Source organism: Caballeronia sp. LZ043 (genome assembly GCF_031451075.1).
Lineage (GTDB): Bacteria > Pseudomonadota > Gammaproteobacteria > Burkholderiales > Burkholderiaceae > Caballeronia.
Map to the genome: position 1 here is coordinate 1,166,153 of NZ_JARUXT010000003.1, position 22,623 is coordinate 1,188,775.

Below are 22,623 nucleotides of genomic sequence, written 5' to 3' on the forward strand. Positions count from 1 at the left end.
GTCTTTTGGCGATGCGACGGTCCGCGCTCGCGTGCTTTTGTCTTCTTCCATGGATAGCGCATGCGACGCAGGCTTCGGCGGACTCGTCGGGAGAGGTGCTCGCGCTCATCGAACGTTGGGTAAAAGGCTGGAACGCGCATGACGCGCGGGCGCTCGGCGAGCTGATGACTCCCGACGTCGATTCTGGGCCATGGGTGTGGACAGGTTGGCAATCAGGGAAACCGACCAGATCACTGTCGATCGGGCGGTGCCGGTTGCGGCTGAAGTGTCCGAGTCGTGCAAGGAAATGCCGACGGTTCGAATCGTTGACAAGGTGAGGTCGCTCGAACAGGAAGGCCAGTCAAGTATCTTTGACCGTCATTGAAGCGGTTACCTTGGGCGCGTGGCGTCACCTTCCAGGAACTCGCGGCCGATCCGCCTGCCTTCAGGCACCCGCCTCGACATGCCGATGAGCGCGCAACTCTTGGGCATCATCGAGACACTGGCGGGCGGCGAACGGCAGTAAGCGCCGAACGCTTTCGCCTGGCAGTTCGAACCCGCCGAACTCCGCTTTCGTGCGCCGCCCTCTAGGCGGCGCTCTCGTCTGTGACTATTTTTGACACAAATTTTCGTCACGGACCTCTCTCATGAGCGCAAGCGAGCGCAACGTCTCGACCCTGGCCGGTTTGCTCGAGGCCGTATCGAGCGCGGAAGTTCAGCACATTGCGGTCACCGCCGACATCGCGGACCTGCCGGGCTTCAGGCTGCTGCCCGGCCAGACGCTGAGCGGCGCCGGCAGCGATGTGAAGCTGCACTTCGCGAAGGGCGAGGACGGCGTGCAGCTGACCACGGACAACTGCGTCGCGCGCATCGAACTGAACGCCGATGCAGACCGGCGCGCCATTCATAACGACACGAGCGTGACGCGCCTCGGGCGCATCGACCTGCACGATCTCCGCACGCGCGGCGTGGTGCAGCTGCTCGCGCGCGACAACGTCCGCAGCGGCCATATCGCGGCGGAAAACATAGACATCATTGCGGCCGATGCACGTGCCCACGCAACCCGGCATCGCGGCTATGGCGTCGAGGTGATCCCGGGCGTCTTCACCGTCTGGAACCAGCACGACGATCATTACGTGACCATCACGGCCGACCTCACGGCCGTCAGCGCCGGGCGCGGCGGCGCGCCGGTGAACGGCAGCGGCGTCTTCGTCGGCGGCGCAGGCGATGCCGGCGGCCAGCTGATCGTCGGCCGCATGGAGACCGGCGCCATTCACAGCGACGGCGGCATCGAACATGGCACGGCGGACCGCATTGCGGGCGGCGTGTTCGTTTCATCCGGCGCCTGTGTGGAGACCGTGCACAACCGCGGACCCGTGACGACCTACGGCGCGAACGACATGGTGCTGGACAACTGGGGCACGGTCGGCTCGTGGATCGCAGAGGAAAAGGTCACGTCCTACGGCCCGAGCGCCACCGGCTTCGTCAACTTCGGCACGCTGGGTATGCTGCGGACCCACGCGACGATCGAAACCTTTGGCTTCGGCGCGCGGGGCTTCAGCGACTACGACGGCACCGTGCAACTCGCCGATATCGACCGCATCGTCACGCATGCGGATGGCGCCGTCGGCATCCAGGTGAGCCGTCCACTCGGCTTGCTGACGGTCCGGCGCGGCGTCGAGACGCATGGGGCGACGGGCGAATCGATGGTGAAGGGTGTCGTCGTCACGCTCGATGCCACCGCGCTCTGCATCCGCAACGGCGCCGCCGTGCGCAAGATCGCCGTCGATGGCGGGCTGCTCACGCACGGCCTGGGCGCCATGCCGCTCCGGCTGCACGGCAAGGTGGAGGACCTGCGCATCAGCGACGGCGCCGGAGCCATGGGCGGCGGCTTCGCAGCGACGTGAGCAAGAACAACAGCGCCCGTGCGACGCGCGCAATCAGCATGGCGAGAGGAACCCAGGCATGAAAACGGCAATCATCGGTCTCGATCAGATCGGCGCCAACCTGTCGCGCAGTCTCGCGCTCGCAGGCGAGTCCATCCTGATTGCGGATCGCGATCACAGGAAGTCGCTGGCATTCGCGATGCAATGCAATGGCCGCGCGCGCGCCGTCAGTGTCAGCGAGGCGATCCGTCGTGCCGACATCGTGATTCCGTGCATCCGCTTCGGCGCCATTCAGGATCTGTTCGAGCGTTACCGCGAAGCGTTGAAGGGCAAGATCGTGGTCGATCCGTCGAATCCGATTGCGCCTGATGGCCAGGGCGGCGTCATGAAGATCGTTCCCGACGATGAATCGGCCGGCCAGATCCTCGCGGCGCTTATGCCGCCCGGCACGAAGTTCGTCAAGGCATTCGCGTCGATCCGTCCGGAGTCGATGCATGCGGCCGCCAACCGCTGGCCCGATCCCGCCGTGCTGTTCTATGCCGCCGACGACCTCGCGGCCGGCGACGCCGTCGCGTATCTGATTGCGCTGAGCGGCTTCGTGCCGCTGTGCGTGGGCGGTATCGACCAGTCGATCCGCATCGAGGCGTTCGGCGATCTGAGCGAGTCGGGCGGGCTCGGCAAGCTGGTTTCGTACTGGGAGGGCCGCGCGCTGCTGAAGGCGTCGCCGCGGCATGCGTGCACCTCTGCGATGAAGGAGGCCAAGCCGGTCTAGACAATCCGAAAAAAGCGGAAGGGACTTCACAGAGCCGAACCGCACGCCTGCACGAAGAGCGCGCCTCTTCGTGGTTTGTGCCACGTCCTCTACCTCCTCCGGAGGACTTGCCCGCTTCCCGAAGCGGGCTTTTTTTTCGTGCGGCTTCAGGCAACCGGACGCGCTGTTCGGCACCCGGCAACAGGTGATCGGCAGGCTGTCTCGCCGGACCCGACACCCGGCCGCGGCGCACGCGCGCTCAGGCGAGGCATCAACGCATAATGAATTCAAAATGCATTAATACAATCAACGACTTACGAAAAATATCAAGCGCTGGCACCGCGCCTGGCACGGCTCTCGCAAATGATGCTGCGAGCGCAACGAGACATGCTCAACCAACCCAACCAGCCATCCAGGAGATTCATCATGTTGAAGATCGACAACCTCGCCGTCAGCAAAGAACTCGACCGTGCCGAAATGGGCGCCATCGTCGGCGGCAGCGTGTTCCAGAACAACGGCGTCAACGCCAACCTGCAAGCCGTCGGCGTGTCCTTCGCCAGCCCGCAGACCAACGTCGCGCCCGTCACGCAAGTCGATGCCTCACAGCACCTCGACCTCGACGTGAAGTCGATCACGAAGTCGGTCGGCGCACTCGGCAGCGCGCTGGGCGGCATCGCGATCTGATCCACATCCATTCCATACCAACCGGCCATCAGGAGACCCGTCATGTTGAAGATCGACAACCTCGCCGTCCACAAGGACCTCGACCGTGCCGAAATGCGCGCCATCGCAGGTGGCTTCAGCATCATGCAGAACAACGGCATCAATGCGAACTACCAGAGCGGCGTCTCGTTCGCGAGCCCGCAAGTCAATGTGGCGCCCGTGACCCAGGTCGATGCCTCGCAATACACCAAGCTCGACCTGACGAACGTGACGAAGTCCCTCGATTCCCTCGGCAGCCTGCTGCAGGGCGTCAAGTTCTGATTCACCTGTTGAAGACCCCTCTCATCTCAAGGAGCATCATCATGTTGAAGATCGACAACCTCGCAGTCAGCAAGGACCTGGACCGTGCCGAAATGAGCGCCATCGCTGGCGGCAGCGTGTTCCAGAACAACGGCGTCAACGCCAACGCAGAAATCGGCGGCGTGTCCTTCGGCAGCGCACAGACCAACGTCGCACCGGTCACGCAAGTCGATGCGTCCAACCACACGAACCTCGACGTGAAGACCATCACGAAGTCGGTCAGTGCGGTGGGCAGCCTGATCGGCGGCATGGCGCTGTAAGCAGGACGTCACGCGGGGAGAAGGAACCAGGACAACTGTCTCCTTCTCCCCCTCTGCTTCACCGCTTCACCGCTTCGTCTTTTTCATTGCCCGCCTTCCTGGATCGTCAGCGAGTTCTTCACCGAGCGCACGCCGCTCACCCCCTTGGCGATCGACGTGGCCTGATCGATCTGGCTCGCATCCTGCGCATAACCCGCCAGCGTGATCGCGCCGCTCTTCGCAATCACGTTCATGCCGACTACATCCACTCCGCCCTTCTGAAGCGCCTGCGCCACCTTCCTGCTGAGCGCGCGATTGGCCTGCCGCATTGCCTTCTTCGACGTGCCGGCGCTCGCCGCGGGCGTGCCGGACTGACCCGCGGCCGCGCCGGAATCGCTGGTCTGCGACCACGCACTGACGGATGAAACGAGCACCACTGCCACGCCGGCCAGTCTGAGCATCTGAATCAGTTTCATTGTCGAGCTCCTGTCCTTGAGGCCACGCTTGAGGTCATGATTGAGGTCATGTTCGAGACCACGATGGGCCGCGCCGTTTCATCAGGGCGCGCCTCGAATCATTCTAGTCGGCGCCTTGCAGGATGAAAGTCGAACTTGCACGCCTTCTTGCCGGAAAGCGCGCTGCCAGACACGCTTTCAGGTCTGATCAAAGCACGCGTGCTTCAGTGCGCGATGACCGTCGTATCGCCGCCTTTGTCAGGCTTCGTGATCCAGATCAGCGGAATGATCGCGATCATGACGATGGCCGCGCCGTAGAACACGTCGTCGAGGCCGAGCATCGCCGATTGCGTCTGCACCGTGCTCTGGAACAGCGCGTACGACGCGCCCTGCCCCAGGCCGAGCAGCGAATGGTAGGCCTGCATCTGCGCGTTGAACAACGGGTTGTTCGGGCTGGAATGCTGGGTCAGGATGGCGTGATGCAGGATCGTGCGGTCGTTCCATACGACACTCGCCAGCGACGTGCCGATACCGCCGCCCAGCGTACGCGCGAAGGTGGAGAGGCCGGCTGCGGCCGGCACTTTTTCCGGCGGCTGTCCCGACAGGATGATGACGGTCAGCGGCGCGAAGAACAGCGCCATCGGGATGCCCTGGAGCAGCGTGGGCAGCACGATGTAGTCCTCGCTCAACTGGACATAGAAGAACGAGCGCATGTAGTACACGATGGCGAAGCCGATGAACGCGAACGTGCCGATCACGCGCGCGTCCGAGCCCGGCAGCATGCGCCCCACGAGCGGCGAGCCGATCACCGCGAAGATGCCGAGCGGCGCGGTGGCGAGGCCGGCATCCACCGCGCGGTAGCCGAGATAGTCCTGCATCCACTGCGGCAACAGGACGAGCGTGCCGAAGAAGATCGCGTAGGCAATGGAGATCGAAATCGTGCCGCCGAGGAAGTTGCGCTGCCTGAAGAGCGTCAGGTCGACGATCGGGTTGGGGTCGGTCAGCTCCCAGACCACGAACAACGAGAACCCCACCACCGCGCAGATGCACAGCACGACGATCGTGCCCGACGAGAACCAGTCGAGGTCCTGCCCCTTGTCGAGCATCACCTGCAGGGATGCGACCCACAGGATCAGCAGCACGAGTCCGACTACATCGACGGGCAGCTTGTGCACCGGCGTATCGCGGCGGCGATAGATCATCCATACCGTCGCGGCCGCGAACAGGCCGACCGGCACGTTGATGAAGAAGATCCACGACCAGCTGAAGCTGTCCGTCACCCAGCCGCCCAGCGCGGGTCCGATGATCGGGCCGGTCACGACCACCATCGAGAACAGCGAGAGCGCGAATGACGACTTCGCCTTCGGCCATGAACTGAGCAGCAGCGCCTGCGACATCGGGATCAACGGCCCGGCGACCGCGCCTTGCAGCACGCGCGCGAGCAGCAGCACCGGAAAGGTCGGCGCCATGCCGCACAACCATGACGCGAGCGTGAACAGCAGGATCGCGGTGACGAACAGGCGCACCTGTCCGACCCGCGCCGTGAGCCAGCCCGTCAGCGGAATCGAGATGGCGTTGGCCGCGGAAAACACCGTGATGACCCACGTGCCCTGGTCGCCGGACACGCCGAGGTTGCCTGAGATGGTCGGAATGGCGACGTTGGCGATCGACGAATCGAGCACCGTCATGAAGCCGGCGAGGCCCACGCTGAATGAGCCGAGCGCGAGCGTCGCACCCGTCAGCGGAGGAAGTTCCGTGGAGTCCTTGGACATGGGATCGTCGAAGCTCGGGCGGGGATTATTTGTTGTGGTCGACGATGCGCGCGATCGCGGCTTCGGCTTCTTCACCGTAACGGGCGAAGACGTCGGTCCGGTCCGCGGCGCCGGCGGCAAGGACCGGCATCGTCGAAACTTGCGCGCCCGACGTGTTCTTCACGTCGACGTCCGCGTTCATCGAAAGCCCCACGCGCAACGGGTGCTTGCGCAACTCCTCCGCCGGAATGCCGATACGCACCGCCAGCCGCTGCACGATCTTGATCCAGTTGCCGGTCGCGTTCTGCGCGGGCAGCAGCGCGAGCGCCGAGCCGGTGCCGGGCGTGACGCCCACCACCTTGCCGTGATAGACGACCGAGGAGCCGTAGACATCGGCGGTCAGATCCACGGCCTGACCCATGCGGATATGGCGCAGCTGCACTTCCTTGAAGTTGGCATCGACCCATACCTGATCGAGCGGCACGATCGACATCAGCGGCATGCCGGGCGAAACGCGCTGCCCGACCTGCACCGACCGTTGCGCGACATAGCCCGTCACCGGCGCGGGCAAGGTGGTGCGTGCATAGCCGAGCCAGGCGTCGCGCACGCGCGTGGCGCTCGACAGCACGTCGGGATGATCGGCGATCGTCGTGTTGGCCGTCAGCGCGAGATTGGCGTTCAACTGCTGCCGGGCCGCGTCGAGCGCGGCTTGCGCGGACACGACCGCCTCGCGCGCATGTGAAACGTCTTCCTGCGAAACGGCGCCGCTCGTGCCGGTATCCAGGCGCCGCCGCAGATCGGCCTGCGCCTTGGCGAGATCCGACTGGCGTTGCTCGATCTGGGCGCGATACAGGTCGTTGTCCACGTACAGGCCGCGCGTGCGGCGCACCGTCTGCCCCAGATCGGCTTCCGCCTGCTTGAGCGCGATGCGCGCATCGGCGGGATCGATCTGCACGACCGTGTCGCCCACGCTCACGAGCTGGGTGTCGTTCGCATTGACCGCGATCACCGTGCCCGAGGTCTGCGGCGTGATCTGCACGATGTTGCCGTCCACATAGGCATCGTCGGTCTCGATGTGATAACGCGCGACCAGCAGGTAATAGACGCCCCAGCCTATGCCCGCCAGCACGGCCACGGCAAGGATCAGCGTCAGCAGCCATTTGCGGCGCGCGGCTTTGACGGGCGCCGGTGACGCGGGAGAGTTCATCGATAGCTCCGGCAAGACTCGAAAATGCGGTTATTCCTGGCCCGGCCGCGGGGCAGGAATCGGTGTCGTGGGTGTGGTGGGCGTAGCGGGCGTCGTCGCCGCGAGGGCTGCGCCGGAGCCGTCGAAACCGCCGCCCATCGCCCGGATCAGCGCGATCTGCATGCTGCGGCGGCTCATCTCCAGCGTGACGACCGTGGTCGCGGCGGCGAGCCGGTTGTCGTCGGCATCGAGCAGCTGCAACTGCGCGATCAAGCCGGCCCGGTAACGCACCAGCGCAAGCTGCCAGGCCTTGGTCTGCGCGCTCAGCGCACGGCGCGCCTCCACCAGTTGCGCGTCCGTCGAATGAATCTGCGCGACCTGGGTTGCCACGTCCGAAAGCGCATTGACGAGCGTCTGGTTGTAGGACGCGACGTCATAGTCGAAGTCCGCGTAGCGGCCCTTCAACTGGGCGCGCAACGCGCCGGCGTCGAAGATCGGCAGATGGATGGCGGGCGCAAACTGGATGGCGCTGCTCTGGGCGGTCAGGAACTGCCCCCAGCCGAAGGCGTCGAGTCCGGCCACCGCGGTCAGGTTGATGTCGGGGAAGAATTCGGCCTTCGCTTCCTTCACGTTCTGCATGTCGGCATCGACCTGCCAGTACGCAGCGACGATGTCCGGACGGCGCGACAAGAGGTCGGCCGGCAGGTTGTCGGGCAGCATGATCGGCTCGCCCGTCCCGAGCGACGGCCGCGCGATGCTCAAGCCGCGATCCGGGCCCGCGCCGAGCAAGGCGGCGAGCTGATAGCGGGTCGCGATGATCTGCCCGTCGAGACTCTTGACGTTGGTGTGCGTGGTCGCCGTTTCGCCCTCGGCGGTCTGGCGCTCGACGTCGGTATCGAGTCCCGCAGTCACGCGCCGGTCCGTGATCCGTCCGATGTCCTGACGGTTCTGCACCTCGCTGTCCTGGAGGTCGTGCAACGCATAGAGGCGCGCCAGGTCGTTATAAGTGCTCGCCACCGATGCCGCGAGCGTGATGCGCGCCAGTTGAGCCTCGGCGTCCGCAACTTTTTGCTGCGACACGGCCTGGTGCAGGCGATCGCGGTTCTTGCCCCACAGATCGAGATCCCACGACGCGCTCAGGAGCGCCGTGTTCTCGCTTTGCCAGGTGCCGCCATAGGGCGGCGGATAGAGGGTGTTCAGCGTGAAGCGTTGCCGGTTCCATTGATAACTGCTGGTCACGTTCGGAGCCAGTCCGGCGCGCGCGCCGCCGACCAGCGACACCGCCTTGTCGATGCGGCTGAGCGCCTGCTCGATCGTCGGCGCGTCCTTCAGCGCTTCGTCGATCAGCTGCGGCAATTGCGGATCGCCAAACTGCATGGCCCAGTCCATCGCCGGCCACGCGCCGTGCTCGGCGGGCAGGCTCGCGCCGGTTTCGTAGTGCGATGCCGGCGCAATCTGTTTGTCGCTGCCGATGCCCATGTAATTGACGCAGCCGGCCAGGCTCAGCGCCGCGACAGACGCGGGCCAGGGGGACAGACGCCGCCGTCCGTGCTTCCTGAGAGGGTCGTTCATGTGTCCGGCTCGACTGCGCGTGATCGCTTCCTGAAGAACAAGGGCATGGGCGCGACGATTCCTTCGACGGGAAGTGACGAGCGGGTCGCGCAGCACGTATCGCTACGCCGAGTCCGCGATGCCATGACGGCGTCTGTGCAACGGGAACAGATGGATCCCCGCGCGATTCCCGCGGCCCGTGTCGACCACGCAATCCGTGTAGTCGTCGAAGTTCGTCTGGATCAGCCCACAGCCTTTCTGCGAAGTTCCGGCAAACGCCACCATCGATAATATCGACCCCGCTATGAGGATCGAAACCGTTATCGTCACTGCTCGATTCATGACAGCCACTGTTGAAGAAGTTGAAGCTCGACGACGCTCTTTCATCGGCGCGATCCCTTCGGATCTCGAAGCGTTGAACGAAACGTCCGGACGGTTCGAAGCATAGTCGCGGCATGTCGGCCGGAACAGAGCGCGGCGGATGAATCGCCGGTTCGACGCTGTCGAACGGCTGCGTGGGAGCTGTTGTCGCGATGGTTGGTCCGTGGCCGACACATTGCGGCTTGCCGTTTCATCGGCGCCGACAGTCCGGTGGCCGCCAAGATGGTTTCGCAACCGGGATCAAACCCCACTCAGGCTTTCCGCACAAGGCTCCGGCGTGATCTTCAGGTTGCGTGCGCGCTCCTGGCACACCTCTCGCATAAGCAGGTGCGAGCGCAACGATTGGTGCTCAACCAACCCACCGAACCACCCAGGAGACTGACCATGCTGAAGATCGACAACCTCGCCGTGACCAAGGACCTCGACCGTGCCGAAATGGGCGCCATCGTCGGCGGCACCATTTTCCAGAGCGGCACCATCTTCCAGAACAACGGCATCAACGCCAACGGGCAGATGGGCGGCGTGTCGTTCGCAAGCCCGCAGACCAACGTAGCTCCCGTCACGCAAGTCGATGCCTCGACCCACACCGACGTCGATCTGACCAACGTCACGAAGCAACTCACCGCCGTGGGCAGCGCGCTGGGCGGCATGAAGCTGTAAGCATCGCCGGGCAGCACACGAGGAGAAGACGCGCACGCGCGTCCTTCTCCTTTTTTCTTTTCAGGATTCGAACGCCTCCACGACGCGCCCCAGCGTCGCAATGCCCTGGCGAATCTCCTCCACGGTCAGGCTCGCGTAGCCGAGCATCAGCCCCGCGACGCGGGCCGAAGCCGCGCGACGCGCACTCGCGAACAGCGGCGACACCGGATAAACGCCGATGCCTGCTTCGTGCGCCGCGGCGACCAGCGCGGGTTCATCGTCGGGCCGCAGCGACGGCAGCCACAGCACCACATGCAGTCCCGCGGCCGTGCCTGCCACGCGCGCGTCGGCGGGCAAAGATGCGGCAATGGCGTCCAGCAGCGCCGCGCGCCGCCGCTCGTACTCGCGACGCATGCGGCGCACATGCCGTTCATATGAGCCGCTTTCGATCAACGACGCCAGCACGCGCTGTTCGAGCACCGGCGCGTGACGGTCGCTCAGACGCTTGGCCTGACGGAACGCGTTCACCAGCGCGTCGGGCAGTACCAGATAGCCGAGCCGCAAATGCGGCGACAGCGCCTTCGAGAATGTGCCGATGTAGATCACGCGGCCGCTCGAATCGATGGACTGGAGCGCATCGATCGGACGCTGGCCGTAGCGGAATTCGCCGTCGTAGTCGTCTTCGATCACCCACGCTTCATGCGCCTGCGCCCATTGAAGCAGGCCGAGCCGACGTCCCACCGGAAGCACCCCGCCGAGCGGAAACTGATGCGAAGGCGTCACGTAGACCAGCCGCGCGCCGTCCGCCGGCAGACAGCGCGTGTCGAGGCCGGAGTCGTCGACGGGCACCGGCACGAGCCGCCCGCCGGCCGCCTCGAAACTATGCCGCGCGATGAGGTAACCGGGATCCTCGAAGGCAAAGGCATCGCCGGGATCGAGCAGCAGCCGCGCGCACAAGTCGATGCCCTGTTGCGCGCCGCTCACGATCAGGATGCGTTCGGCGTCGCAGACCAGTCCGCGCGCCCGCCGCAGATACGTCTGCAATGCGCGGCGCAGCGCGGCGTCGCCTTCGGGGGGCACGTAGTAGAGGCTGTCTTCCTGGCGCAGCAACTCGGCTTGCCAGGCGCGCCGCCAGAGTTGCGCCGGAAACTCGCGCGCGGCCACCGCGCCATACAGGAAGTGGATGCCGCCCGGCGCGGGCAGCGGCAGCGGCGGCGTTGCGATGCCGGCCACGCGCCGCCCGAAGTCCGACAGCACCGGCGCGCGCACCGACGAACGCGGCGCTCCCGTCACGGCGGGCGCAACGGGCGGACTCGCGACCCGCGCCGCGCGTCCCGCCGACGTGAGCACGAAGCCTTCCGCCGCGAGCTGCTCGTAGACGGCGGTCACGGTGGTGCGCGAGACCGCGAGGTCCGCCGCCAGCGCGCGGGTCGAAGGCAGGCGGGCGCCTGCGGGCAGCGTGCCGTCGGCCATCTGGGCGCGCAGCATGTCGTAGATGCGCCGGCTGGTTCCGGCACCCGGCTCGCCAAACTGGCCCATGCGAATTCACCAAAACTGGATCTTCTCATTGTGCCTGTTTCACGCGAGAGTGTCGTCTTCCGCACCCGCCCCGTTCGAGGACTCACGATGTACATTCCGCCGCACTTCGCCGTCACGCGTCCCGACGAACTGCATCGCATCATCCATGCGCATCCGCTCGGCATGCTCGTCACGCATGACGCTACCGGGCTGGACGCGAACCACATTCCCTTCGAGTTCGATCCGGACATCGGCACGCATGGACTGCTGACGGCGCACGTCGCGCGCGCCAACGACATCTGGCAGCGCTGCCCCGCCGGCACGCCGGTGATGGTCGTCTTCCGGGGCGCGCAGGCCTACATCTCGCCGAACTGGTATCCGAGCAAACACGAGGCGCACAAGCAAGTGCCGACCTGGAACTACGAAGTGGTCCACGCGCATGGCACGCTCACGATCCGCGACGACGAACGCTTCCTGCGCGGCATCGTGGCGCGCCTGACGCGCCGTCATGAGGCGAACGAACCGGCGCCGTGGAAGATGGGCGACGCGCCGGCCGATTTCATCGAAGGCATGCTGCGCAATATTGTCGGGATCGAGATTGCGCTGACCTCGCTGGTGGGCAAGTCCAAGCTCAGTCAGAACAAGGAAGCACGCGACCGCGAAGGCGCCGCCGATGCACTCGCCGCGCGGGAACACGACGAACTCGCCGAACAGATGCGCCGGGCTGGTCCGGCTTGAGCCGCAGCGGGGCGTTTTCAGCTCGCAAGTCGCCTTGCGCATCGGCTTGCTGCATCGCTTCTGATCGCGCGTGTCAGAAGCGCTCGATCATGCCCAACTGCACACCGCGTATCGGCGCGCCAGGATAAGCCGCCGGCAAACCGACCACGTTCACGCCGCGCAGCGTGAACGTCGCGTCGCTCCGATTGCGCAGCAGCGCGCCGCTCGCGTACAGCAGCAGCGCCGGCGACACATCGTATTCGCACGCGACGCTGAACTGGTCGGCATCGTTGTCGCCGCCCGAGCGGTCGCGCGCGAATGCGTAGCCCAGCGATGCACGCAAGCGCGGTGAAAACGCATAGCGCATCGATACCGATACGCCGTCGTCGTGATAGCGCGGCGTGCCGCCGTCGCCGTTGAAGTACGAGACGAAGGCCGTCGCATGGCCGAAGCGATACGACACGCCGCCGAGATTGGAGCGCAACGCGCCGCTGCCGTTGGTCTGCTGATGCGCATACGAGACCCGGAACGGGCCGTTGCGATACGCAAAGGTTTCATACGAGCCGCCGAGGCCGTTGCCGTCGCCGGTGTCGCGCAACGCGAGCATCAGCGTGGTCGTGAAGCCGTGGAAGTCCGGCGACAGATACGCAATGCCGTTGTCCGTATAGGGCGTGATCTTCGACAGGTTGTTGAGCCCCGATGCAATCGTGCCCGCGCCGAATGCATCGAGCCCGCCCTTGAACGGGATATAGATCGGCGAATACTGGCGGCCCATGCGCAGTTCGCCCCACGGCGCGCCGACGCCGATCCACGCCTGCCGGTTGAAGATCGTGTTGGCGGTGGCGAAGGTGCCGTCGGCCGAGCTGAAGCCGCTCTCCAGATCGAACAGCAGGCGCGTGTCGCCGCCCAGCGCCTCCGAGCCGCGCACGCCGAAGCGCGAGCCGCGGTACGCGCCCGAATCCATGCGCGGCGTCCATGAGGAACCGGGATCGGTGACTTCGATGCTGGTGTCGATCACGCCATAGAGCGTGACACTGCTCTGCGCGTGCACTGCGCCACAGGTGAGCAAGGTGGCGAGTGAGAGAAAGGAATGTCGGATTGCGCGGGCGGTTCGGTTCGGCACCATCGATGAAGTATTGTTATTCGATTGAAAGCGCGAATGAAAGCGCCCGCATGCGAGACGGCCGGGCGCGCCGCCCGACATCATAACCGTGGCAGAAACAATCCGTGCCTTCGTGCAAAAACCGGCAACAGGTATTAGCCTCCTTTCTGGCTCACATTAGAACTATTCGATTCTCCGTCGCCGCAGCGCCCACTAGACTGCAGGTTCCTTCCTGTCATTCCGTCCGGAGACGCACCGTGTCCCTGAACCAAGACGCACACTTCTGGCGCAACGCTCAAGACCATCTGATCCGCTACGGCGCCACCTTCCAGCCGATGATCATCGAACGCGCGCAAGGCAGCTTCGTCTATGACGCCGACGGCCGCGCCATCCTGGACTTCACCTCGGGACAGATGAGTTCGGTGCTGGGCCACAGCCATCCAGAAATCGTCTCGGTGATCAACGAGTACGCGGGCAAGCTGGACCATCTCTTCAGCGGCATGCTGTCGCGGCCGGTCGTCGATCTCGCGACGCGCCTCGCCGAAGTCGCGCCAGGCGCTCTCGAACGCGCGCTGTTGCTGAGCACCGGCGCTGAATCCAACGAAGCCGCCATCCGCATGGCGAAACTCGTGACCGGCGGCTATGAAGTGGTCGGCTTCGCGCAGTCGTGGCACGGCATGACCGGGCACGCGGCCTCCGCCACATACAGCGCGGGCCGCAAGGGTGTGGGACCGGCCGCCGTGGGCTCGTTCGCGATTCCCGCGCCCTTCACCTACCGGCCGCAATTCGAGCGCAACGGCCATTACGATTACCTCGCCGAACTCGACTACGCGTTCGACCTCGTCGACCGCCAGTCGAGCGGCAATCTCGCCGCCTTCATCGCGGAACCCATCCTGAGTTCGGGCGGCATCATCGAGCTTCCCGAAGGCTACATGGCGGCGCTCAAGCGCAAGTGCGAGGAGCGCGGCATGCTGCTGATCCTCGACGAGGCGCAGACCGGCGTCGGCCGCACCGGCACGATGTTCGCCTGCCAGCGCGACGGCGTCACGCCCGACATCCTGACGCTCTCGAAGACGCTCGGCGCAGGCCTGCCGCTCGCGGCCGTGCTGACCACCGCCGAGATCGAGGAACGCGCGCACGAACGCGGTTATCTGTTCTATACGACGCACGTCTCCGATCCCCTGCCCGCCGCAGTCGGCTTGCGGGTGCTCGACGTGGTCGAGAACGAAGGACTGGTCGCCCGCGCGGGCAAGATGAGCGAACGGCTCAGGAGCGGCCTGCTGGATCTGATGGAGCGCTTCGACTGCATCGGCGACGTGCGCGGACGCGGCTTGCTGCTCGGCGTGGAAATCGTCAAGGACCGGCGCACCAAGGAACCCGCCGATGGCCTCGGCGCGAAGATCACGCGTGCATGCATGGAACTGGGTCTCAGCATGAATATCGTGCAGTTGCCGGGCATGGGCGGCGTGTTCCGCATCGCGCCGCCGCTGACCGTCAGCGAGGAAGAGATCGACCTCGGTCTCGACCTGCTCGGCCAGGCGATCCAGCGCTCGCTGTGAGCGTGGCGTTCAGGCGGCGTCGGCGGCGAAGCGGCTGCGCAATTCCGCGAACGACATCACGCTGCCTGCCAGCGCGCTGGCCGCGACCGTCGGCGGGCTGGCGAGCCACACCTTGCCCGGGCCCGAGCGGCCCGGGAAGTTGCGGTTGATCGCGCTGATCGTCACCTGCGCGGATTCCGTCGACGACCCCGGACCGCAGTTCGCGCAGGCCCCGCAAGCGGGCTGAAGCAGGATCGCGCCGACTTGCTCGAACGCCTCCACATAGCCTCGCGCGATGCAGTAGTCGCGCACGTCCTGCGTGCCAAATTGCAGATACAGCCTGACGTGGTCGGGCACGCGCAGTCCGCGCGCCGCCGCCCAGGCGAGCACCGCGTGATAGTGATCGAAGTCTTCGCGCTTGCCCGCCGTGCAGGAGCCGCCATAAGCGATATCGATACGCGGCCGTTCACCGAGCGCCGCCAGCGCGACGCCATTGCCCGGATCGCCGGGTGCGGCGAGCATCGGCGTGAGCTGCGCGCAATCGATCTCGATGCGGCCCGCGTACTGCGCGTGCGCGTCGCTGTGCATCCACGGTTCGATGACGAACTCGATGCCGCGCCGCTCCCTGAGAAAGCGCACCGTCTCCTCGTCCGGCGCGACGATGCCCGTGAAACCACCCAGCTCGGCGGTCATGTTGGTGAGCGTGGTGCGCTCGTCGGTGGACAGGGCCGCGATGGCCGTGCCGGTGAATTCGAACACCTTGCCCACGCCCGCGCCTGAGCGGATCGCCGGGTCCGCGAGAAGATGCAGCACGATGTCCTTCGCGGTCACACCGGCGGGCACCGGTCCGCGCAGCTCGATGCGCAGCGACTCCGGCACCGTCATGCGCACCGCGCCCGTGACGAAGGCGTTCGCCATGTCCGTCGTGCCGACGCCGAACGCGACGCAGCCCAGCGCGCCGCTATGCGGCGTATGCGAATCCGTGCCGGCCACGACCTGTCCCGGCAGCGCGTAGCGTTCGGCCATCATCGCGTGCGAGATGCCTTCGGAGCCTTCTTCGACTTCGCTGGCGTTTTCGTTCAGATAGCCGTGATTGCGCACGCCGTAGTCGCTCGCGAACGCACGATGCGCCGCCGACAGTTCGCGCACGTCCGGCAGCAAGCCGTTCTGTACGTGCAGTTCGCTGCGATGCGAATACGACAGATGATCCTCGAACGCGAGCATGCTGTTCGCGTCGTGCAGCGCGAGCGGCCGGCCGAAGGTCGCGTGCAGCATGTGCGCGGCCATGCCGGTGTAGTACTCGTGGATGAAGCGCCAGTCCGCGCGCACGAAGATGCCGCTGCCCGCTTGGATCGAGGCATTCGTAACGTCCGTGGTCAACGCGTGGCGCGCGAGAATTTTCTCGACAAGGGTGCGCGGCGCGGCATCGTCGGAGGGCGCGTTGATGCTCACGCGGCGCATATGCGCCTGGCCGTATCGCAACAGGCCGCCGCTGCGCAGAATCGCGGCTGCGAGCGGATCGCGCCCTTCGACCAGTTCGTCTATGTCGATCGCCTCGCCACGGCGGATGCGCTCGATCAGACCGAAGTCCGTCGAGGTGAACAGGCCGAGATTGTCCGCGTTCTGCCGATAGATGCGCTCGAAGCTGCGGGCGATCACGAGCCGGATGCCCGCGTAGTGCTCCGCGAGCGGGCTGTGTTCGCGCGATGAACCCTTGCCGTAGCGGTTGCCCGCGACGGTCACCTGGAAGCCGCCGGCGCGCACGGCATCGCGGCCCAGCGGACGGCGGCCGTCCACATGGAAGCCGACATACGGACACTGGCCGAGCCGTTCGTCGAAACGCGTGAGTACGCTGATGGGCGTGATTTCGTCGGTGGAGACATCGTCGCGCAACGGGGCTGCCGCTTCCGCCGACAAGTCTTCGCCCGCCAGTTGCCGCTCGACCTTGTCCGCGTCCGCGCTCAGAAACAGAATCCGCCCGTTCAATTGCAGTGTGGCCATCGCATTCTCCCTGCCTGCCAATCTAGACCGGGACGCATGCGCGGCGGAAGTGCCGGATGGGCAGCGGGGACATCGCGGTATGCGATGTCCGGGTTAACCCTCTTGCTCCACCAACACGTCGATCAGCGCCTGCACGACCTTCAGCCGCGAAGACTTGCGCGGCGCATGCACGCACAGCGAACGCGCGCTGGCCCAGGTCTCGTGCAGCGGCACGCGCACGAAGCTGTGCGATCCCGCGAAGGCGGACGCCGCGCTCGTCGGCACGATGCCGATGCCCAGCCCCGCCTCCACCATGCGGCACTGCGCGTCGAAGCTGTTGACGGTCACGGAGACGTTGAGCGGCGCGCGGGCGGCGTCGGCGTGTTCCTTGAGCGTCTGATCGAGCGAGCCGCCCGCCTGCAATGCCACGAGCGGAAAGCGCACCACGTCCGCGAAACTCAGGGCATCGGCTTGCGCGAGCGCGTGATCGGGCGGCAGCACGACCATCAGCGGATCGGCGGCGAAATGCCAGGTATCGAGACCCGCCGGTGCATTCGAGCGCGCCGAGATGCCGACGTCCGCGCGGTCGTCCAGGCACGCGCGGATGACTTCGTCGCTGATCTGCTCGGTCAGGGCGATGTCGACGAGCGGATAGCACGCCTTGAAGCGCGTCAGGCGCTCGGGAAGAAAACCCACGATGGCCGACGCATTCGCATGCAGCCGCACCACGCCGGCCACCTGCCCGCTCAGCGACTGGATCTCGCGCGCCATGCCTTCGAGCTGACGGTGGATGGAGCGCGCGCCGGCATAGGCATGCTGGCCTGCCTCGGTCATCTGCACGCCCGCCGGCGAGCGGATCAGCAGCGCCGCGCCGATGGCGCTCTCCAGGTCCGCGATCCGCCGGCTCAACGCCGAAGGCGCGATGTGCGCGCGGCTCGCGGCGCGCGCGATCGATCCCTCCTCGACCACGGAGATGAAGAGTTCAAGACTGTAGGGATCGATCCGCATGCGTCATCGTTTTTTGTTCTGGGGTGCGCCGGTCAGCGCCGTGATGATCGCATAGGCGGCCTTCACCCGGTCGTCGTTCGGGAGGTTGCGGTTCGCCAGCATCACGATGCCCACGCCCTCGCTCGGCACGAACGCGATATACGTGCCGAAGCCGTTCGTCGAACCGGTCTTGTTGATCCAGACTTCATCGCGCGGCGGCTGCGGCGGATCGATTGCGGTGACGGGCGTCGGGTTCAGGATCATCGCCTGGCCGTTTCCTTCCAGCAGCGCGGGCAACGCCGCCGGATACGGATACTGCTCCCAGATCAGGTCCTGCGTCATCGGACCCGCCTTGAAGTAACCCGTGTGCGTCGCGGTGACCGCGCGCTGCCATGCCGGATCGACACGTACCTGATTCATGTTGATCTGCATGAAGCGCGTCAGGTCGGCTGCCGTGGTGCGCACGCCATACGCCTCGGAAGACAGCACGCCGCCTTTCATGCGGATCGGCCGGTCGTCCTGTGCATAGCCTTGGGCATAGTCGCGCTGCTTCGCGGCGGGTACGTGCATGTAACTGTGCGTCAGGCCGAGCGCGGGAAAGAGGCGCGTCTGCATCAGCGCGTCGAAGTCCTGGTTCATGGCCTTCGCGGTAATGAGCCCCAGCGTGCCGATACCGGGATTCGAATACGTGCGCACCGTGCCGGGCGGCCGCGCCGGTCGCCACGTGCTGAAGTAGTGCAACAGCTGGGCGTTGTCGTGGATGTCGTCGGGAACCTGCAGCGGCAAGCCGCCCGGCGTGTGCGTGCCGAGATTGAGCAGCGTGACCTTGCCGAACTCGCTGCCGTTCAGGGACGGCAGATACTTGCCGACGGGATCGTTCAAAGACAAGTCGCCTTTCGTCTGGGCATACGAGGCGAGTGTCGCGGTGAAGGTCTTGCTGACGGAGCCGAGCTCGAACAGCGTATCGCGCGTGACGGGCTGCTTCGTCTCCTTCGATGCCACGCCGTAGTCGAACACATACGCCCGGCCTCCCACCACAACACCCACCGCCATGCCCGCAATGCCGTGCAGCGCCATCAGGGGCTTGATGGTTTCATCGACCGTGTGCTGCACGCTCGCCTTATCAGAACCTGCGGCGAACGCCGCACAGATTGCGCCGCCAAAAGAAAAACTGGCCAGTGCCAGACACACCATCTTGCGGATTTTAATGTTCATCGAAGCTTCTCTTAATTGCCGTGATTGAGCCGAAGCGAAATATCCGCCGTTTCAGGCTGCGCCGCAATCGACGATAATTTGCCCAAGCCAAAAGAAAAACTTATGCGAAACCTGCGTCCTTATCTTCCGCTGAATGCGTTGCGCGCCTTCGAAGCCTCGGCACGGCACCTGAGTTTCACGCGCGCCGCACAGGAACTGAGCGTCACCCAGGCCGCCGTCAGCCAGCAGGTGCGCGCACTCGAAGAACGTCTCGGCACGCCGCTCTTCAAACGCCTGCCGCGCGGTCTCGGCCTCACCGACGAAGGCCGCGCGCTGCTTCCCGTGCTGAGCGATTCGTTCGGCCGCATGGAAGCGGTGCTCAAGCAGTTCGAGGGCGGGCATTTCCACGAGGTGCTGACGGTGGGCGTGGTCGGCACGTTCGCGGTCGGCTGGCTGATGCCGCGCATGAAGGCCTTCGCGCAGACGCATCCGTTCGTCGAATTGCGGCTGCTCACGCATAACAATCTCGTCGATCCGGCATCGGAAGGACTCGACTTCGCCATTCGCTTCGGCACCGGCGCCTGGCCCGCGACGCACAGCGCCATGCTCCTCGACGCACCGCTCGCCGTGCTCTGTACGCCCGAGATCGCACGCAACCTGCGCACGCCTGCCGACCTTGCAAACCAAGTGCTGCTGCGCTCCTATCGCGCGGACGACTGGACCAGCTGGTTCGAAGCCGCCGGGCTCGACGCCTGGACCCTGAACGGCCCCGTGTTCGATTCCTCGCGCCTGATGGTCGAAGCCGCGTTGCAGGGCGCGGGCGTCGCGCTCGTGCCGTCGCGCATGTTCGAGCGCGAGTTGCGTACCGGACTGCTGGCACGGCCGTTCGACATCGAAGTGAAGACCGGCAGCTACTGGCTCACGTGGCCGCGCTCGCGGCGCCTCTCGCCGGGCATGCGGCTGTTTCGCGACTGGATCGTCGCCGAAGCAGGCGCGACGCCCTGAGCCTTTTCGACGGCCCGCTCCAGCAAGCAAGCAAGCTGAAAGAAAATTCCTCCGTTGTTTATCGTTCGATAGGAGGCTAACGAATAGAGTTCTGGCTATAATCGCGGCCCATGACCTCTCTCGACCTCCTGCGCCGCTCCGTCAGCAGCACGCTCGTGCTCGCGGCGCGACGCTGGCGCCGCACCAGTCACGGCGTGCTCGCCTCGTACGGTGTATCGGAAGCCTGCGCGGTGCCGCTCCTGACCGCCAACCGCCTCGGCGAGGCCGTCCGCCAGGTGACCCTTGCGGAACATGTCGGCATTGAAGGGCCTTCGCTGGTGCGGCTGCTCGACCAGTTGTGCGCGGCAGGCCTCGTGCGCCGCGACGAAGACCCGGAAGACCGCCGCGCCAAGACCATCACGCTGACCGACGAAGGCCGCGCCGTCACCACGCGCATGGAAGAGCGGCTGATCACGCTGCGCGCGCGGCTGCTCAAGGGCGTGAGCCGCGCCGATCTGGAAACCACGTTGCGCGTGCTCAACGCCTTCAGCGACCTGTCCGACGGCAATCTCCTCGCCGCGATGGCCGCCGTCGAACCGCAGCCCAAGCCGGCCCGGCCCGCCGCGAAACGCGGAGCCTAGCCACATGTCCTTTCCTTCCGCGCGCGAATGGCTCTTCTCCGCCAAGACCTTCGCGGCCGCGATGATCGCGCTGTACATCGGCCTCGCGCTGCAATTGCCGCGTCCCTACTGGGCGATGGCGACCGTCTATATCGTGTCGAATCCCTTCGTCGGCGCGACGCGCTCGAAGGCGCTCTATCGCGCGCTCGGCACGATGATCGGCGCGGCGGGCGCGGTGCTGATCGTGCCGCCCTTCGTGGAATCGCCGTATCTGTTCAGCGTGGTCGTCGCGCTGTGGACCGGCACCCTGCTCTATCTCTCGATGTTCGACCGCAGCGCGCGCAGCTATGTGTTCCTGCTGGCGGGCTATACCTTGCCGCTGATCGCGCTGCCCGCCGTCACGGACCCGACCATCGTCTTCGACCTGGCGATGACCCGCACCGAGGAAATCCTGCTCGGCATCGTGGTGGCGAGCGTGGTGGGCAGTGCGGTGTTTCCGAGCCGGCTCGCGCCCACGCTGGTCGAACGCACGGACGCCTGGTTCCGCGACGCCGCGTTCTATGCGAGCGAAACGCTCTCCGGCCATATCGCGGGCGCGACGCTCTCGGCGACGCGCCAGCGGCTCGCGGCCACGGTCAATGGCCTGGAACTGCTGCTGAGCCAGCTGACCTACGATCACGCGCGGCCCGACATCATCCGCCGCGCGCGCGCTTTGCAGGGCCGCATGCAGATTTTCCTGCCGCTGATTTCATCGATGGCCGATCCGCTGATCGAACTGTTCGACAAGCACCGGCAATATCCGGAAGGGCTCGAAGCGCTGCTGAAGGACGTGGCCGACTGGGTCGGCACGCCTGCGCCGCGCTCGGCGGAAGAGATCGAGCACGAAGCCGCGCCGGATGCGTTCCGCGCGCGCATCCTTGCCATGCGCCCGTCCGTCGAGGCGCTGGCCACGCTGGACGGCGCGCTGCTCTCCAATGCGCTGTGGCGGCTCGGACAGGTGATCGACGTGTGGCAGGACATCCGCGCGCTGCGCGCGGCCATCCTCAACGAGACGAGCGAATGGCGTCCGCACTTCCGCCACTGGCGGCTGGGCGGCACGGCGCGCTTCTTCGACCGCGGCATGATGCTGTTCTCGACCGGCGTCGCGGTGAGCGCGATCATCGTCGCGTGCAGCCTGTGGATCGAATCCGGCTGGAACGACGGCGCCGGCGCGGTGACGCTCGCAGCCGTGGCCTGCTGCTTCTTCGCCGCACTCGACGAACCCGCGCCGCAAGTCTTCACATTCTTCGTCGCGACCTGCATGAGCGTGGTGCTGGCGGGCCTGTACGTGTTCGCAGTGCTGCCGCACGTGCATGATTTCCCGATGCTCGTCATCATCTTCGCGGTGCCGTTCCTCATCATCGGCACGCTGATTCCGCGCCCGCGCTTCAATCTCGTGACCATGCTCGTGGCGGTGAACACGGCCACCTTCATCAGCATCCAGAGCGCCTACGAGGCGAACTTCTTCGTCTTCATCAACAGCAACCTCGCCGGCGTGGCGGGCCTGCTGTTCGCGTTCATCTGGACGCGCATGACGCGGCCGTTCGGCGCGGAACTCGCCGCCGCGCGGCTCACGCGTTCGGCGTGGGCGGATATCGTGGTGAGCGCGTCCTCGGCGGAAGTCATCGACGATCAGCGCAATCTCTACGCGCGCATGCTCGATCGCCTGATGCAACTGCTGCCGCGTCATGCATCGAGCGATTCGCAGCGCCATCCTTCCATCGAGAGCTTCCGCGATTTCCGCGTCGCGCTGAATGCCCTCGATCTGCGCCGCTCGCGCCGCAAGCTGCCGGCGGAACTCCAGTATTCCGTCGATGCCGTGCTCGACGCGCTGCGCGGTTATTTCCAGTCCTGCATCGCGCGCCGCGCGCGCCAGCCGGTGCCGCCGGAACTGATTCGCGGCATCGATTCGGCCAGCGCGCAAGTGGCTGCCCGCGCCATTGCGCAGTCGCCCGCCGCCGATGCCGTCGCCGAAAGGTGGCTGCGCGACACGCTGCATGCGCTGGTCGGCATGCGCCTGTCGCTGCATCCGCCGGAAACACAAACGGCCGCGCAGAACGGCGCCGCGCCGCGTGAGGAGCCGGCATGATTCTCGTCACCTCC

20 protein-coding genes are annotated in these 22,623 nt (G+C 65.8%); 11 read left to right on the forward strand and 9 right to left on the reverse strand.

Annotated elements, in window-relative coordinates; all coding sequences use genetic code 11:
- Positions 1 to 626 precede the first annotated feature (626 nt).
- From QCE64_RS25365 to QCE64_RS25385, 5 genes are all read left to right on the forward strand, one after another.
- On the forward strand, positions 627 to 1,886 hold the full coding sequence (locus QCE64_RS25365; protein WP_309924312.1) for a hypothetical protein: 1,260 nt from the start codon (positions 627 to 629) through the stop codon (positions 1,884 to 1,886).
- Between the two features lie 58 nt (positions 1,887 to 1,944).
- A complete protein-coding gene (locus tag QCE64_RS25370; RefSeq protein ID WP_309933709.1) occupies positions 1,945 to 2,637 on the forward strand; it encodes an NAD(P)-binding domain-containing protein in 693 nt (230 codons plus the stop codon).
- A 405-nt stretch (positions 2,638 to 3,042) separates the two neighbouring features.
- Positions 3,043 to 3,300 carry a hypothetical protein gene (locus QCE64_RS25375; protein WP_309924315.1) on the forward strand — a complete coding sequence of 86 codons (258 nt, stop codon included), beginning with the start codon at positions 3,043 to 3,045 and terminating at the stop codon, positions 3,298 to 3,300.
- 42 nt (positions 3,301 to 3,342) lie between these two features.
- Complete coding sequence (locus tag QCE64_RS25380; protein WP_309924317.1) at positions 3,343 to 3,600, forward strand: hypothetical protein; 258 nt, start codon at positions 3,343 to 3,345, stop codon at positions 3,598 to 3,600.
- Positions 3,601 to 3,641: 41 nt separating this feature from the next.
- Positions 3,642 to 3,899 (forward strand): hypothetical protein, encoded by a 258-nt coding sequence (locus QCE64_RS25385; protein ID WP_309924319.1) that lies wholly within the window; start codon positions 3,642 to 3,644, stop codon positions 3,897 to 3,899.
- Positions 3,900 to 3,982: 83 nt separating this feature from the next.
- On the opposite strand, the gene QCE64_RS25390 is transcribed toward QCE64_RS25385, so the two are convergent.
- From QCE64_RS25390 to QCE64_RS25405, 4 genes are all read right to left on the reverse strand, one after another.
- Positions 3,983 to 4,354 (reverse strand): BON domain-containing protein, encoded by a 372-nt coding sequence (locus QCE64_RS25390; protein ID WP_309924322.1) that lies wholly within the window; start codon positions 4,352 to 4,354, stop codon positions 3,983 to 3,985.
- Between the two features lie 203 nt (positions 4,355 to 4,557).
- On the reverse strand, positions 4,558 to 6,105 hold the full coding sequence (locus QCE64_RS25395; RefSeq protein ID WP_309924324.1) for a DHA2 family efflux MFS transporter permease subunit: 1,548 nt from the start codon (positions 6,103 to 6,105) through the stop codon (positions 4,558 to 4,560).
- Positions 6,106 to 6,130: 25 nt separating this feature from the next.
- On the reverse strand, positions 6,131 to 7,291 hold the full coding sequence (locus QCE64_RS25400) for an HlyD family efflux transporter periplasmic adaptor subunit (protein ID WP_309933711.1): 1,161 nt from the start codon (positions 7,289 to 7,291) through the stop codon (positions 6,131 to 6,133).
- Between the two features lie 30 nt (positions 7,292 to 7,321).
- On the reverse strand, positions 7,322 to 8,842 hold the full coding sequence (locus QCE64_RS25405; protein ID WP_309924327.1) for an efflux transporter outer membrane subunit: 1,521 nt from the start codon (positions 8,840 to 8,842) through the stop codon (positions 7,322 to 7,324).
- A gap of 744 nt (positions 8,843 to 9,586) precedes the next feature.
- On the opposite strand from QCE64_RS25405, the gene QCE64_RS25410 reads away from it, so the two are divergent.
- Positions 9,587 to 9,862 (forward strand): hypothetical protein, encoded by a 276-nt coding sequence (locus QCE64_RS25410; RefSeq protein ID WP_309924330.1) that lies wholly within the window; start codon positions 9,587 to 9,589, stop codon positions 9,860 to 9,862.
- Between the two features lie 60 nt (positions 9,863 to 9,922).
- Here the strand turns inward: QCE64_RS25410 and QCE64_RS25415 are convergent, their stop codons facing one another.
- Positions 9,923 to 11,380: a PLP-dependent aminotransferase family protein gene (locus tag QCE64_RS25415; protein ID WP_310006887.1), complete on the reverse strand. Its 1,458-nt coding sequence runs from the start codon at positions 11,378 to 11,380 to the stop codon at positions 9,923 to 9,925.
- An 87-nt stretch (positions 11,381 to 11,467) separates the two neighbouring features.
- On the opposite strand from QCE64_RS25415, the gene QCE64_RS25420 reads away from it, so the two are divergent.
- Complete coding sequence (locus QCE64_RS25420) at positions 11,468 to 12,097, forward strand: FMN-binding negative transcriptional regulator (RefSeq protein WP_309933714.1); 630 nt, start codon at positions 11,468 to 11,470, stop codon at positions 12,095 to 12,097.
- A gap of 73 nt (positions 12,098 to 12,170) precedes the next feature.
- Here QCE64_RS25420 and QCE64_RS25425 read toward each other — a convergent pair whose 3' ends face one another.
- A complete protein-coding gene (locus QCE64_RS25425) occupies positions 12,171 to 13,202 on the reverse strand; it encodes a porin (RefSeq protein ID WP_309933716.1) in 1,032 nt (343 codons plus the stop codon).
- 233 nt (positions 13,203 to 13,435) lie between these two features.
- On the opposite strand from QCE64_RS25425, the gene QCE64_RS25430 reads away from it, so the two are divergent.
- A complete protein-coding gene (locus tag QCE64_RS25430) occupies positions 13,436 to 14,737 on the forward strand; it encodes an aspartate aminotransferase family protein (RefSeq protein ID WP_309924341.1) in 1,302 nt (433 codons plus the stop codon).
- A gap of 9 nt (positions 14,738 to 14,746) precedes the next feature.
- Here QCE64_RS25430 and QCE64_RS25435 read toward each other — a convergent pair whose 3' ends face one another.
- From QCE64_RS25435 to ampC, 3 genes are all read right to left on the reverse strand, one after another.
- A complete protein-coding gene (locus QCE64_RS25435; RefSeq protein WP_310006890.1) occupies positions 14,747 to 16,717 on the reverse strand; it encodes an aconitase family protein in 1,971 nt (656 codons plus the stop codon).
- A gap of 93 nt (positions 16,718 to 16,810) precedes the next feature.
- Complete coding sequence (locus tag QCE64_RS25440; protein WP_309924346.1) at positions 16,811 to 17,704, reverse strand: LysR substrate-binding domain-containing protein; 894 nt, start codon at positions 17,702 to 17,704, stop codon at positions 16,811 to 16,813.
- 3 nt (positions 17,705 to 17,707) lie between these two features.
- Entirely contained in the window at positions 17,708 to 18,898 is a 1,191-nt protein-coding gene (ampC, locus tag QCE64_RS25445; RefSeq protein ID WP_404987437.1) for a class C beta-lactamase, read from the reverse strand.
- A 102-nt stretch (positions 18,899 to 19,000) separates the two neighbouring features.
- On the opposite strand from ampC, the gene QCE64_RS25450 reads away from it, so the two are divergent.
- From QCE64_RS25450 to QCE64_RS25460, 3 genes are all read left to right on the forward strand, one after another.
- A complete protein-coding gene (locus QCE64_RS25450; protein WP_309933722.1) occupies positions 19,001 to 19,882 on the forward strand; it encodes a LysR family transcriptional regulator in 882 nt (293 codons plus the stop codon).
- Positions 19,883 to 19,992: 110 nt separating this feature from the next.
- Complete coding sequence (locus tag QCE64_RS25455; protein WP_309924349.1) at positions 19,993 to 20,502, forward strand: MarR family transcriptional regulator; 510 nt, start codon at positions 19,993 to 19,995, stop codon at positions 20,500 to 20,502.
- Positions 20,503 to 20,506: 4 nt separating this feature from the next.
- The gene (locus QCE64_RS25460) at positions 20,507 to 22,609 is read left to right on the forward strand and encodes an FUSC family protein (protein WP_310006892.1); all 2,103 of its coding nucleotides are present in this window, start codon (positions 20,507 to 20,509) and stop codon (positions 22,607 to 22,609) included.
- The last annotated feature ends 14 nt before the right edge of the window (positions 22,610 to 22,623 follow it).